This window comes from Methanoculleus sp. 10, from assembly GCF_913757945.1.
GTDB lineage: Archaea > Halobacteriota > Methanomicrobia > Methanomicrobiales > Methanoculleaceae > Methanoculleus.
Window position 1 is genome coordinate 202513 of record NZ_CAJYDP010000002.1, and the last position, 13000, is coordinate 215512.

At 64.7% G+C, this 13000-nt stretch carries 13 protein-coding genes; 12 read left to right on the plus strand and 1 reads right to left on the minus strand.

Going from position 1 to position 13000, the window contains the following annotated elements; genetic code table 11:
• Positions 1-106: 106 nt before the first annotated feature.
• The 7 genes from QZ408_RS02815 to QZ408_RS02845 all read left to right on the plus strand — a co-directional run bounded on the left by QZ408_RS02815 (position 107) and on the right by QZ408_RS02845 (position 5742).
• A complete protein-coding gene (locus QZ408_RS02815) occupies positions 107-850 on the plus strand; it encodes a hypothetical protein (RefSeq protein WP_292489585.1) in 744 nt (247 codons plus the stop codon).
• A gap of 477 nt (positions 851-1327) precedes the next feature.
• Complete coding sequence (locus QZ408_RS02820) at positions 1328-1744, plus strand: hypothetical protein (protein WP_292489587.1); 417 nt, start codon at positions 1328-1330, stop codon at positions 1742-1744.
• Positions 1745-2029: 285 nt separating this feature from the next.
• A complete protein-coding gene (locus QZ408_RS02825; protein ID WP_292489589.1) occupies positions 2030-2383 on the plus strand; it encodes a DUF5518 domain-containing protein in 354 nt (117 codons plus the stop codon).
• A 345-nt stretch (positions 2384-2728) separates the two neighbouring features.
• On the plus strand, positions 2729-2914 hold the full coding sequence (locus QZ408_RS02830) for a hypothetical protein (protein WP_292489591.1): 186 nt from the start codon (positions 2729-2731) through the stop codon (positions 2912-2914).
• A complete protein-coding gene (locus QZ408_RS02835) occupies positions 2896-3288 on the plus strand; it encodes a DUF1269 domain-containing protein (RefSeq protein WP_292489592.1) in 393 nt (130 codons plus the stop codon). Before QZ408_RS02830 ends, QZ408_RS02835 begins: the two co-directional genes overlap by 19 nt.
• Positions 3289-3531: 243 nt before the next feature.
• Entirely contained in the window at positions 3532-4497 is a 966-nt protein-coding gene (locus tag QZ408_RS02840) for a hypothetical protein (protein ID WP_292489595.1), read from the plus strand.
• A 6-nt stretch (positions 4498-4503) separates the two neighbouring features.
• Positions 4504-5742 (plus strand): NAD(P)/FAD-dependent oxidoreductase, encoded by a 1239-nt coding sequence (locus QZ408_RS02845; RefSeq protein WP_292489597.1) that lies wholly within the window; start codon positions 4504-4506, stop codon positions 5740-5742.
• Positions 5743-6550: 808 nt separating this feature from the next.
• Here QZ408_RS02845 and QZ408_RS02850 read toward each other — a convergent pair.
• The gene (locus QZ408_RS02850; protein ID WP_292489599.1) at positions 6551-8173 is read right to left on the minus strand and encodes a putative manganese-dependent inorganic diphosphatase; all 1623 of its coding nucleotides are present in this window, start codon (positions 8171-8173) and stop codon (positions 6551-6553) included.
• Positions 8174-8302: 129 nt separating this feature from the next.
• On the opposite strand from QZ408_RS02850, the gene QZ408_RS02855 reads away from it, so the two are divergent.
• From QZ408_RS02855 to QZ408_RS02875, 5 genes are all read left to right on the plus strand, one after another.
• The gene (locus QZ408_RS02855) at positions 8303-9439 is read left to right on the plus strand and encodes a hypothetical protein (RefSeq protein WP_292489601.1); all 1137 of its coding nucleotides are present in this window, start codon (positions 8303-8305) and stop codon (positions 9437-9439) included.
• On the plus strand, positions 9436-10110 hold the full coding sequence (locus tag QZ408_RS02860) for an ABC transporter ATP-binding protein (RefSeq protein WP_292489603.1): 675 nt from the start codon (positions 9436-9438) through the stop codon (positions 10108-10110). The genes QZ408_RS02855 and QZ408_RS02860 overlap by 4 nt, the downstream gene beginning before the upstream one ends.
• The gene (locus tag QZ408_RS02865) at positions 10107-11309 is read left to right on the plus strand and encodes an ABC transporter permease (RefSeq protein WP_292489605.1); all 1203 of its coding nucleotides are present in this window, start codon (positions 10107-10109) and stop codon (positions 11307-11309) included. Before QZ408_RS02860 ends, QZ408_RS02865 begins: the two co-directional genes overlap by 4 nt.
• Positions 11302-12492: an FtsX-like permease family protein gene (locus tag QZ408_RS02870; protein WP_292489607.1), complete on the plus strand. Its 1191-nt coding sequence runs from the start codon at positions 11302-11304 to the stop codon at positions 12490-12492. Before QZ408_RS02865 ends, QZ408_RS02870 begins: the two co-directional genes overlap by 8 nt.
• A 102-nt stretch (positions 12493-12594) precedes the next feature.
• Complete coding sequence (locus QZ408_RS02875) at positions 12595-12849, plus strand: DUF3303 family protein (RefSeq protein WP_292489609.1); 255 nt, start codon at positions 12595-12597, stop codon at positions 12847-12849.
• Positions 12850-13000 lie beyond the last annotated feature (151 nt).

Genomic DNA, 13000 nt, shown 5'->3' on the forward strand with positions numbered 1-13000 from the left:
CAGCAATTGCGGGGGGCTGCTCGCCGGGGAGGCAAAGACCGCCCCGGCAAAGGGGTCGTGGTCCGACAGATGCCCTGTATGCCGGGCAAATCCCCTGGCGGAAACCGTGAGCAGGGGTTTTCTCGGGCTGACATCCCGGGAGGTCCACTCGTGCCCGGGCTGCGGGGCAACGTTCACCCCCGCAGGCAACGGCACGTTCAGGTTCTCAGGGGTGACCGACCGGTCAAACCCGGTCTGGAAGAACTACGGCAACCAGACCCTGACGGGTGATGAGTGGGGGCGGATCGCATACGGCGGCGTCTCTGATGCCAGGCAGCGGGAGCTCGACCTTGAGTACGCGCTTGATGAGTTCCAGAGAGGGTTCGTCCCGGAACTCAGGGTAGACACAAACGCTGTCCTCCTGAAGCGGGGTGAACGTGCGGTTGCGGTCATCCCCGGGGTTACGCTCAAAGAACCGCGTTCTGTGCGGACGACATACGGTGGCGGTGCGGGCCCGAGTTTCAGGATAGCAAAGGGCGTCTACTTCAGGACGGGGGGATTTGCGGCCAGGAGCGAGTCGCACGAAGAGATCAAGGTGATCGATTCAGGCACGCTCACGCTGACGAACCGGCGGATGGTCTTTACCGGCGGGAAGCGCACGATCAACTTCCCGCTTGGAAAGATCGTCGGCATGGAGCCCTACAGGGACGGTATTGCCGTCAACCGCGACGGCAAACAGAGGACTGAGTATTACACCGGCCTTGACAACGTTCACCTGACTATCCGCGTTGAAGACCGGTCCCACGTCGTGCCGCTCTCCGGCGTGATCCTCATGTGCATGGTGCAGGGTCTCATCAATAGCGAGGAGTGAGGTCATCCTCCTCCTACCTCTGCCAGACGCTCATCGATCCAGGTCGACACGATCTCTTTCATCTCCGGCCCCCTGAACATTCCAGCCCGGGATTGCTCCATGGGGTAGTCCTCGAGGATCCCCCAGATGAGGGGCTGGACCTCGTGGTCGTAGACCCCGCCGCGGGCCCGGGCCGTCGCGTTGACGAGCTCGTGGAGGTGGTCCTTCCTCTATTATAGTACGGTGAAGCGAGGTCGCGAACTTCGACGGGACGGCCGGCATTGAGCCCGACCCTGAGGATGACCCGCACGACGAGCGCCGGAGCTTACGGCGCTCCATTGCCGGTGGAGTGGCATATCGGAGAGCATTGGCGTGCCTTTCCCAGGCAGCCCGGAGCGCCGGCCCCTTGGATCGACGTTAAGCATCACGATAATTTTATATAACCTTCACCATTACCCGGGCCCGAGCAGTCGTTCCCATTCTGCTCAGGAGATAGGTATGAAAACATGGGTACTTTTCGTCTCTGTGGTCCTCATCCTCGCCTGTGCTGCCGCCGGTTGCGTCCAGCCGAGCCAGGAAGAGGCGCAGGCGCAGCTCTGCCAGGATCTCGGGAAACTCGGAGTAGCGCTTGAGAATATGCAGGGCCTCAATGCAACCTCATCTGTGGGAGACATCCGGGATGCACGGGACCAGGTGCAGTCTGCCATGGAGGATGTCAGGAGTTCTGCAGACCAGGTCTCGAACATACGGATCGACGATCTCAACGCTGCGTACGATGATCTCGACCGGACTGTGCAGAGTGTTCCTGACGATGCGTCCGTCCCTGAGGCCTTACAGACCATCCGTCCAAAGGTGCAGGGCGTAGTGGATGCACGCCAGAACCTCACAGCTGAGCTGAATTGTCCGCAACAGTGAAATCTGGGTGGGAACCCCGAATCGGGTCGGATAGAGTTTGAGGGAACCGGCGACCAGCGTGGAGGGGAATGCGGGGGAACACCACGGCGAAGGGGTGATCGTGCCGGCCCTCCACCCGGGTAACCCCACCTGTTTCCCTTTGCTTCAACCGCAGGTCGCCATCAGGATGGCGGGCGTTAGCGTCCATACCAGCAGGCCGTGAAGTATTGGGACAATCTTTATGCGTCAACGCGAACATTTGCGCCCTGTACCCACAGCGACATGCAGGGCAGGGAGGAACGGTACATGCGGAAAGTAGACCAGCGGACCTTCTGGACCGGGGTAATTGTCGGGCTCGTTGTTGCACTCATCATTAATTACCTGATAACGATCGGCGGTGCGTTTATCGGCGGCATCTTTGCGGGTTGGATCGCCGGAGGAAAGAAAACCGGAGGAAAAGCAGGTGTATACACCGGCCTCTTAAACGCACTTGTCCTGGCAATGATCCTTGCGGTGCTGGGCGTCGAAGCTGCTCCGGGCGATCTCGCTCTTCTTCGCTTCCTCGGATCGACGTTTTACATCACTTTGATACTCTTCCCGGTCCTCGGTTTCATCGGCTATCTGGGAGGAGTGCTGGGAGGAGCCCTGAAGGAGCGCTGAACCGAAACCTGTAACGATCTCCGCCGGACGGCCGCATGAGCACTCCCGGGAAAGAGACTGAAGAGGAGGAAGATACGCCAGAACTGCCTGATGCATGAAAGGCACGGGTAGCGGGGCGTTTCCTCAATTTTTCTGTAATGTTAAGAATATAAAAAACATTTTGTAGCATGTACCCTCCTTCAGGTTGGACCTGCCCCCACCGTGAACACGCCCAAAGATGCCAGCGGAAGAAGACCGATCCGCGCCTTCGGGGCTCCTGATGCCGCGGTTTCAGGCCGGCAGCATGAACCGTGTGTATGGCTGGGGCGGGTCGGATGATACCAGGTTCTGTAAGGGGGTATGGAAATGGCCGAAGTATTGTATGGACCGATGCATCTCCTGGTTGTCGGATTCAAGAATCCGGACTTCCACGGCCAGATCCAGCGAGCGCTCGGGTCAGCGATGGAGGCGGGCACCGTCAGGCTGATTGATCTCCGGTTCGTGTACAGGATGCGGATGGAAACGTCGAGGGCATGGAGGCCACGCAACTGAGCGACGATGAGCGGCAGTGTTTCGGCGCCGCCGTCGGAGCGCTCATCGGCCTCGGCGCCGGCGGGGAGGGAGGAGCACGGAGAGGCGCTGAGGCCGGCACGATGGCGGCTGCCCATCGGACCTTCGGCATGACCGAGGAGAACGTCCAGAGAATCTCCGATGCTATCCCGAACAACAGCGCTGCCGCGGTTTTCCTCATCGAGCACCTCTGGGCGAAGGAACTCATGGAGACACTCCGGGATGCCAACGCATACCTCATCGCCGAGGGCATAGTCACACCAGAAGCCCTCGTGATGGCCGGAGCGGCACTCGAGGAGGTGGTCGAGGCTGCGGAGGAGGAAGAGAAGAAGCCGATGGTGGCACCGGCATGGTAACTCCCGTTCGCATCATGCCTGCATGGGTCGGGTGGTCTATGCCCGGTGCAACCACGCGCGAGGCGTCGACAACGTTCGTAGCCACCTGTGGCCGTCTCGCTGATAGGTGCTGCTCTCAAGGAGTTGCCGTCCCTTCACCCCCGCGTCCCGGCCCCACCTCATCTCCCGGCCGGTGTGTATCCCTCATGCATCCCGCCCCCGGAGGGAAAACTTGTTCTACCTACCTGTGGTATTGTACGGTGAATGGAGAGTGGGACTCGGGAGAAAGCCCGGAACGTGCTGAAGCGGATACTCGAAGCGGCCTCCTACACCGTGGCGGAGGTCGACGACCCGCAGGTCCTCTCCGGAATCAGAGACGGAACCGCCCTGTTGGTGCTCTGCTCTGACGACCCGGAGACGATCAGGAAGTTTGATTCGATGAACTACCGCCTGCGCACCGGCGATGACGACCTGGTCTGCAGGAAACTGCTCTTTACCCTCGATCCGACGGTGCAGACGGAGGACTGCATCCGGTGGGGCGCCGATGAGTTTGTCCTCTACGCAGGCAGGGCTGCGCTTGCGAAGGTGCTCGGGCAGACCCTGGTCCTGGATCTCGGCCGACCGGCCCCGGCCATCCGTAGTGAGCCGGCAGAGGCAGCCTCCGCGGCCGGGGAGGAAGAGCCGGAAGCGGGGCCGGAGTTGCCCCACCTTCCCGTCCGGATCACCGAGAAGCGGGCCTGCGGCATCGCCGGGCTGCACGGTTCAGCGAAGTGCCGGTTCATCCCCTACTGGAACTACCGCTACGTGAGCACCGGCGAACGCGAGGTGAAAGACCGGCTGGTCTCCTTCGACGCCGAAGGAGCAGGAGCCGTCAACGCCATCAACGGCATGAAGATGGAGATTGACCAAAAATCCATCGAGCGGGGGCCGGTCCCGTTCGGCTCCGAGATCGTGCCCGCCCGGCTCGTGCGGGAGGACGTCGAGGGGCAGGTCGTGCGGGAGGTTATCGACCGGCTCACCCAGCGGCTCCGGTTCCGTTACGAGAAGGGTGATGCCATCTTCTACGAGGAGAAGACCCTCAAACCCGACCGGAGCAACATCAACGTCGACCTCGAGATCGTCTACGTGCCGGTCTGGCAGGTGCGGGGCGGGAGCAGGATTGTTGAAGTCAACGCGTTCACGGGCGAGATCCTCTCGATGCCGATGGACGAGGGCGTCGAACTCCTGTAGGTAATCATGATCGTCGTCATCGGCGGCGGGCCCGCAGGAAGAATCGGGGCGATGCGCCTCGCGCAGGCGGGTAAGGAGGTCCGGCTCATCGAGAAGCGCAAGATCGGCGGGCAATGCCTGCACGACCGGTGCATGACGCTCTGCGCCTTAAACGATGTCGCCCGGCTCGTCGAGTACGCCCGGACCCAGAAGGACCTCGGTATCCTCGACTCGGTCCCGGCTGTCTCCTACCCCGCGGTCAAACGGAGGATGCGCGAGATCCAGGAGAAACTCTCCACGGTCCTCGACGCCGAGACCCGCCGGGCGGGAGTCGAGATCGTCTACGGCGCCGAAGGCCGGCTGGAGGGAGACCGGGTCTATATCGACGACGAGGAGGTCCGGGCCGACGCGGTCCTTGCGGCTACAGGGTCGCGGGCCGCAATCCCCGATATCCCCGGCACCGATCTTTTCGGCGTCTACACCTACCAGACCCTCCCCGCGATGGAAGAACTCCCGCGCCGCATGATCATCATCGGCGGCGGAGTGGTGGCGGCGGAGTTCGCCCACGTATTCAGGGCATTCGGGTCCGGGGTCGATATCGTTGCCCGGCACGGGCTGCTCCGCGGTCTCGACGGGAAGGTCCGCTCCGCCGCGATGCGCGACCTCGCTGGGGTCGGCATCCGCGAAGAGACCGCTGTTCTGGGCATCGAGGGCGACAGCCGGGTCCGGTCGGTCCTGCTCGCCGGCGGCGACGAGATCGAGGCCGATGTCGTTCTCCTCGCCACCGGGCTCCTCCCCCGGTCGGAGTCGCTGCAGGGGCTCCGCAAGAGCCCGGACGGCGCGGTGATCGTCGACCGGCAGATGCGCACGAGCGTGGAGGGAGTCTACGCCGCAGGCGACGTCATCGGCCCGCCCTACCTCACCCCGCCGCCCGCCGGGAGAATGGGTGGTGGCCGCCGAGAACATCCTCGGCCACCCTGCCGTCATGGACTATACGGGCATCCCGCAGGCGATGAGCCTCCGTTACGACTACGCCTTCGCCACGGCCGGCGCCGACGAGGGATGTGTCACCCTCTCTGCCCCGGCTCCCGCCGGCCCCGGTTCGTTCTGGGACGTTGCGGGCGGCTGGGCGGGACTTGCGCAGGTCCGGATCGAGCCGGAGACCGGCCGGCTTGTCGGGGCCGCGGCCGGCGTCCCGGGGGCGTCGACCCTTCTCTCCTACCTCGGCTACCTGATGAAGCGCGGCATCACCGTCAGCGACTTTGACGATATCGTCGAGGTCCACCCCTCGACCGACGGTGTTTACGGGCTCGCCCGCTACGCTGCCGATATGCTCCGGAAGAAAAACGGGTGAGTTGCCCCGGATGGTGGGGCATCTCATCTCATAGTTCGGAGGCAATGTTGCCTCACGCAAAGGGTGACGGCAGGTAAGAACTCCACGGCCTTCGCGCCTTCGCGTGCGGTTGGTGGGCATATTTGCCCCCATTCGATTCCAAATGAACAGGCCATATCTGCCCTTCGTCTCCCCCACACCGCCCGCGCTTCACACAGGTGGATACTCGTATGTCGCTCTCCGGCATCCCTGCAGGGGTACCCATCCTCTCCGGCAACCCCCTCCCCGCCCGCGCCTTCCGCCTCCTCCCCCCCACCCGGGGGCGGGGGCAGTGCTTGCGATATCCAGTGGAAAGCCGTGCCCGGTTCTCCCCCGGGATCTCCCCATGTAGTGGACCGTGGTGGATATCACCACGGGGGCGGGGGCAGTCATGGCGATAGCCGGTGGGAAGCCGTGCCAGGGAGCGGCTATCGCGCTGATTTCCCGGGGAGAAGAGGAGAGCGATCCCGGACCTGGTTCTTCTCCGGGATCCCCCCGCGTGCGCTGGACCGCGGGGATATCGTCATCGGGGAGGAGACCGGGTACCAGTACGTTCCTCCTCGAAGCCCCCGCCCCCGGAGGGGGGGTGGTACGTGGGGATACCCGGGAAAATCCGTGCCCGGGGATGCAAACCCCCGGACGGTGCGAAACACGATCGATGATCTCCTCCGGTGAGAGTTCCGGTAATTGAGAATCGATGCACTAAATCTGTCGGAACATCTGCCCGAACTTCGGGATGAAATCTTTCTTCCGGGACATGACACCCTCGAGCCGGACGGGCTGGTCCCGCAGTTCCAGTTTGGCGATACAGGCCTCGTCCCCGGCGGCGAAGAGGTCGCTTGCGTTCCCAAAGACGTTCGTGAAGAGGGCAAAGAAGCAGTCGACCCCCATCGTCGTACGCAGGCGGTCGATTTCGGCACGGATCTCGCCCGCGTTGTTCTCTGCGAAATCAAACGACGACGTCATCACCTGCGAGACCATGATGCTCCGCCCGAAGAGGTTGTAGCGCTTCATGTCCCGGGTGAGGAGTTCGTCCTTCGGGAGGGCGTCAAGGTCCATGCCCTTCTGGATCAGTTCCGGCCCGAACTCGGCCGGGTCAACCCCGGTGATCTCCGCAAGGTAGTCTGCAGCCCGGATATCAACGGGCGTGGTCGTCGAGAGTTTCATCACCATCGTGTCCGAGAGGATCCCCGCAAGGAGGAGCCCGGCGGTCGACGGCGTGGGCTCGACACAGGCCTCGATGAACTTGTTCGTGACGATCGTCGAGGTCGATCCCAGGGGATCGTTGAGGAACTTCACCGGCTTTAAGGTGGAGATCGCGCCGAGGCGGTGGTGGTCGATGATCTCAAGGATATCCGCCTGCTCGATCCCGTCCACGGCCTGGGAGTACTCGTTGTGGTCGAGCAGGATCACCGATTTCTGGACGTCCTGCATCAGCGTCGTCCGGGATACGAGCCCGATGTGCTGCCGCCCTTCCCCGACGACGCAGGCGGTCCTGAACTTGGAGTTCGAGACGACGCTTTTTGCGTACTCAAGCGAGTCTTCCATCCGCACCGTGGGGACATCGGTCTCCATGATCATCCGCGCGGGGAGAGAGAGGCTGATCATCTTGCCGACGCTGAAGGCGTCAAGCGTCGTCGCGAGCACCGAGGCTCCCCGCGTCCGGGCGGCGGCGATCACCCGTTCGCCCACCGGCGCGCCTTCGGCGATGATGAGCGCGGCGACCCCCGCCGATATCAGGGCGAGCTGGGCCGGTTCGTTGTCTCCGACGATCGCGATATCGTCCGGCGTCATCCGGGAGAGGGTGACGTGCAGGGCGTCGATGACGGTGTAGACCCGGCCTTCCCCGAGCGTCTCGTGCGCCGGCACGACCGTCCGGGCATCGAGGATGCGCGCAAGGGTCGCAAGCGGCATCGGGACGAGCGAGAGCTGCTCCCGGGGGTTCTTCCGGACGTAGGCCCGCGCAAGCCCGTACTCGCTGACGAGCCCGACCAGGGTTGCCTCTTCGTCCGTGATCGGCATGTTCCGCATGTCGTAGGTGTCCATCAGGGCGGCGACGTCGACTGTCGGGACGTCCTGCCGGGCGCTTCGGGTATCGAGCGGTATGTCGGATACGGTGGGCTCGACGCTCGCTATGTAGACCGGAGGCTCGGCGTTGAACGTCTCAAGCGCAAACCGGGTCTCCGCGCTCACCTCCCCGCACCGGGCGGGGACGTACTTCCCCGGTTCGGCGTGATTGCGGAGTTCTGCGTAGCCGATGACGCTGCAGATGCTGTCGGTGTCGGGCTGCCTGTGGCCGATGATGACGATCTTGTTGTGTCCCATACTCTCCTCGGTTCCCCGCGGGGCTGCGGTTGTCTCAAGAGGTATCGCCCTCTGCCGTCAAAGGTTTTATGCCGCCCCTCCGTACCGTCGGGAGGAATGTTGAAGTAGGAGTTCTCTCCATTCTCCGGCGTGGGAACCGATCATGCCGGGTCCATCCCGGCCCTGCTCATTCTGATATGCCTCCTGGCCTCTCCTGCCGTTGCCGGCCCGGAGGACGTGACGGTGACGTCCGCCGCGGTCGACCCTCCGGTCCTGATGCAGGGTGACTCAGGCACCATCACGGTTTTCGTCCAGAACAACGGGCCCACGGCCGTCCCGGCCGGCGGGGCCCGCCTCTACGGCGACGGCGTCGTCCCGGCAAGCGAGCCCTACCCCTCGGTCGGGGTTATCGGCGCGGGCCTCAACCGGACGTTCACCTTCGCCGTCCGGGCGGACGCACCCGACGGGATCTACTACCCTGTGTTCCACCTGGACTTCCGGGAGAACGGAACCCTCCGCTACCCGGTCCCGGTCCGGGTCGATGACACCCCGCTCAGTGCGACGGTGGCCGGGAAACCTGAAACCTTCTCCCCCGGGAGGGAGGCCGCTGTCACCGTCCGGGTGGCGAACCCCCGCCCGAACGCCGCCTCCGGCGTCCAGGTGACCCCGCAGGGGACGGGGTTTACCGTCACCCCGGCGCGGGCGTTCATCGGCAGCCTCGCGCCCGACGGGTCCGCGGCCGTCGTCTTCAACCTGACCCCGGCAAGCGAGATGAACGTCACGTTTGAGGTGGCCTGGCGGAACGGGCTCAATAGTCATGCCGCAAACCTCACCCTGCCGGTCATCTTCAGCGAGGATAAGCGGCGGGCCGACCCCGTCATCACCAACGTCGAGGTCGCCACGGAGGGGGGGATCTATCGGGCGACCGGGGATGTCGCGAACGCGGGCCTCGAGTCCGCGCGGTCGGTCCTCGTCACCACCGGTCCGCCCGCGGTCCCTGCTGACCCCTACCGGGTCTACGTTGTCGGCACCCTCGACCCCGATGACGTCGCCCCGTTCGAGGTGACGTTCCGGGCCGGGACGGGCGTTACCGAGGTGCCGCTCATCATCGACTACCGCGACAGCGACGGGAACCCCTTCTCGGTGACCGTGCCCGTCTCGATCGAGAACCGGACGGCCGCGGGTGGAGCGGTGCCCGCAATCGTGGTCCCGGCCGTAACTACCGGCGTGCTGGCCCTCGCCGCCGCACTGGCGGCTCTCTGGTACATCCGGAGACGGCGGCGATGAGCGGCGAGCCCATCCTCCGGTTCGAGGACGTCAGCAAGGTCTACTCTCTCCCGGCAGGCGACGTCGTTGCGCTCGACCACGTCTCCCTCACCGTCGAGCCAGGCGAGTTCATCGCCGTTATGGGGCCCTCTGGCTCCGGGAAGTCGACGCTCTTGAACATGATGGGCTGTCTCGACGTCCCGACCACCGGGAAGATCTACCTCTCCGGGCAGGAGATCTCCGGGATGAGCGACGACGACCTCACCCGGCTCAGGCGTGACCACATCGGGTTTGTCTTCCAGCAGTTCAACCTCATCCCGCTGCTGTCGGCGCTTGAGAACGTCGAGTTTCCCATCGTCCTCGCCCGCGGCCGGGAGGAGAGCCGGCAGCGGGCGACCGAGGTCCTCGCGGCGGTGCACCTCGACGACGCTCTCTTCTCCCACAGGCCGGGCGAACTCTCCGGGGGCGAACAGCAGCGTGTGGCGATCGCCCGGGCGCTCGCAAACGATCCCGACCTCATCCTCTGCGACGAGCCGACCGGCAACCTGGATACGAAGACCGGGACCGCGATCATGGACCTCCTCGCGGCGGAGAACCGCCGGGGCAAGACGGTCGTCATGGTCACCCACGACCCCCGGATCGCCGCATACGCCCGGCGCACGATCCGGATCGTGGACGGAAGGCTGGTATGATCTTCCTCTCCTTCGCTCTCCGGAACCTCCGGCGCCACTGGTTCCGGTCGCTCCTCTCGGTCATCGGGATCGTCGTCGGCGTCGCGGCCATCGCGTCGCTCGGGATCCTCGGGGGGAGCATCAACCTCCTCGTCGCAAACCTCATCAGCGACGTGGGGGACACCATTGTGATCACCCCGCACACCGCCATCGGCGGGACGTTCGCCGGGGACCCCCGGACTGCCGTGGACGCGACCCTCTCCTCCCGGGAGGTGGACGATATCAGGCGGGCGGCAGGCCCGTACCGGGCGATCCCCGTGCTGCAGGGGGCAGACGAGGTGGAGTTCGGCCGCGGCGAGACCGGGTATACCCGGGTCATCGGGCTCGACCCGGAGGATATCCCCGTCCTGCTCAGGCTCGAGGACGGGCGCTACCCCCGGCAGAACCAGCCGGGTGCGCTTGTCGGGACCTACCTTGCCCGGGAGTACGGCCTCTCCCCCGGCTCAAGGATCACCGTCGGCGGGGAGGACCTGCGGGTGGCGGGCGTGCTTGCGGAGCGGGGGTTTGCCGTCGATATCAACCCCGACTACGCCATCGTCGTCCCGGAGGGCTGGTACACCGGTCATTTCGGCACCCGGGACGGCTACGCGATGGTCATCGTCCGGGTCGGGGATATCGCCGCGATCGACGAGGTGAAGGACGCGGTGGACAACCGGCTCAACCGGCGTGAGGACGTGGTCGACATCGTCGATTCCCGGGAGATGCTCGGGCAGTACCAGGATATCTACGATCAGATCACGGTCTTCCTCCTCGGGATCGGGGGGATCTCCCTCCTCGTTGCGGCCGTCAACATCCTCAACGTCATGTACATCGCGGTGACCGAGCGGGTCTCAGAGATCGGGGTCATGCGGAGCATCGGGGTCATGCGGAGCGAGGTCTTGCGGATCTTCCTCTACGAGGCCCTGATCCTCGGGGTTGCCGGGAGCGCCGTCGGGGGGGTCTTGAGCGCGGCTGTCGGCTACGCCGCGAGCGTCGCCGCCATCGGGGTCTTCACGGCGGGGACCACGTTCGGTGAAGGCTTCGCCGTCTTCAACACGACCGCCGTCGGGTACATCGTCTTCGGGATGGCGTTCGGCATCGGGACAAGCGCCCTCGCCGGGTTCTACCCGGCCTGGAAGGCGGCCCGCCTCCGCCCGGTGGAGGCGATGCGGCATGCGTGATAGGATTCTGGTCAACCTTGCGGTCCGGAATCTCAGGCGGCACGCGGTCAGGTCGGTCCTTGCGATGGTTGGGATCGTCATCGGGGTCCTTGCCATAGCGTCGCTTGGGATCCTCGGCGCCAGCCTCTCGGCGCTCGTCGGGGGCCTGGTCTCGGACGTGAGCGACACCATCATCGTCACCCCCCACGTTGCGGTATCCAGCGGCGACCCCTTCGACCCGAGGAACATCCTCGCTTCACGGCTATCAGACCGGGACGTGGCGCTCATCGAGAAGGCAGCCGGGCAGAACCGCGTCATCCCTATGTTCCGGACGGCCGAGCGGCTTGTTGTGGGGGATACTTCCGGTTACGTGACGGTCTACGCGCTCCACCCCGACGATATACCGTTTCTGCTTGATGCTGAGGCGGGCCGCTACCCGGCGTCCGCGTCGCCCGGGGTGATGGTGGGGTCGCTCCTTGCCGAAGATCTCGATCTCTCCGTGGGGAGCCGCATCGGGTTTGCGAACGAGAGCGTCCGGGTCACCGGGATCGCTGCCGAGCGGGGCATGGGGATCGACATCAACCCCGATTACGCCGTCATCGTCACCGATGCCCGCTACCCGGGCGAGGACCCGGGGATGGTGGTGGTGAAGGTTGGAGACCCCGCCGATATCGGGGAGGTGAAGGCTGCCATCGACGCGCAGGTCAACCGCAGGAAGGAGAAGGTGGATGTCCTCGACTCGCGCGAGGTGCTGGAGCTCTACTACGAGACGATGGACGCCATCTCCCTCTTCCTGCTCGGGATCGGGGCGGTATCGCTCTTCGTCGCGAGTGTCTCGATCCTCAACGTCATGGTCATCTCTGTCACTGAGCGAACGCGCGAGATCGGGCTGATGCGGAGCATCGGGGCTGAGAGACGCCGTGTGCTTGTCATGTTCCTCTTCGAGGCCCTGGTCCTCGGGGTTCTGGGGAGCATCGCCGGAGGGGTCCTGAGCGCTCTCGTAGGCTACTACGCGAGCGCCGCCGCTTCAGGGCTCCTCGGAGGCTTTGTCGCCCCGGGCGGGGCGGCGGCCACGGGCCCGGCGGTCGCCGGCTACATCGCCTTCGGGATGGTCTTCGGCATTGCCGCAAGCCTCGTCGCCGGGCTCTACCCGGCGTGGAAGGCGGCGCAGTTAAACCCAATCGAGGCGCTCCGCTACGAGTAAGGAACTCCTGGAACGTTTCCTGAGGGTCCGAGGCCGCCCCTGGATCCCCGGGTGCAGGGTTTATATATCCGGGGCGGTATGGGGAAGTCAGGTGAAGAACAAATGCTCTTTGTCCTGTGGTATAAGTTCGAACCGGAGCACACCCACCAGGTCCTGGAACTCTGGAAGCACTTCCAGTATCCCTCGGATGTGAAGATCCACCACCGCTACCTCCTCATCGGGCGGCACATGTCGGTTGCCATCTTTGAGGCGCCTGACGAGCGATCCATCCTGAAGATCACCGCGCCGTTCAGCTCCTACGGCGTTGCCCACGTCGCGCCGGCGATGCCGCTCGAAGAGGCGATCAAGGCGGTCTGACCGGGAGCGCTGCACGACGTCGACACTCTACTTTTTTCCGCCCGGCGGGGTCCCCACGTGGCTCCCGCCGGGGTTTTCCCGGAACGCTGCCGTCCCCCCCGGGCCGGTTGCAGGGTGGCCGGGGCAATGAGTCCATGCGTAATTTCATGGT

Excerpts from the sequence above, each read along its gene's own strand:
- QZ408_RS02845 (WP_292489597.1), top strand. The coding sequence starts at position 4,504 with ATGATCGTCGTCATCGGCGGCGGGCCCGCAGGAAGAATCGGGGCGATG.
- QZ408_RS02820 (WP_292489587.1), top strand. The coding sequence starts at position 1,328 with ATGAAAACATGGGTACTTTTCGTCTCTGTGGTCCTCATCCTCGCCTGT.
- QZ408_RS02860 (WP_292489603.1), top strand. The coding sequence starts at position 9,436 with ATGAGCGGCGAGCCCATCCTCCGGTTCGAGGACGTCAGCAAGGTCTAC.
- QZ408_RS02830 (WP_292489591.1), top strand. The coding sequence starts at position 2,729 with ATGGCCGAAGTATTGTATGGACCGATGCATCTCCTGGTTGTCGGATTC.
- QZ408_RS02835 (WP_292489592.1), top strand. The coding sequence starts at position 2,896 with ATGGAGGCCACGCAACTGAGCGACGATGAGCGGCAGTGTTTCGGCGCC.
- QZ408_RS02865 (WP_292489605.1), top strand. The coding sequence starts at position 10,107 with ATGATCTTCCTCTCCTTCGCTCTCCGGAACCTCCGGCGCCACTGGTTC.
- QZ408_RS02840 (WP_292489595.1), top strand. The coding sequence starts at position 3,532 with ATGGAGAGTGGGACTCGGGAGAAAGCCCGGAACGTGCTGAAGCGGATA.
- QZ408_RS02825 (WP_292489589.1), top strand. The coding sequence starts at position 2,030 with ATGCGGAAAGTAGACCAGCGGACCTTCTGGACCGGGGTAATTGTCGGG.
- QZ408_RS02850 (WP_292489599.1), bottom strand. The coding sequence starts at position 8,173 with ATGGGACACAACAAGATCGTCATCATCGGCCACAGGCAGCCCGACACC.
- QZ408_RS02875 (WP_292489609.1), top strand. The coding sequence starts at position 12,595 with ATGCTCTTTGTCCTGTGGTATAAGTTCGAACCGGAGCACACCCACCAG.
- QZ408_RS02870 (WP_292489607.1), top strand. The coding sequence starts at position 11,302 with ATGCGTGATAGGATTCTGGTCAACCTTGCGGTCCGGAATCTCAGGCGG.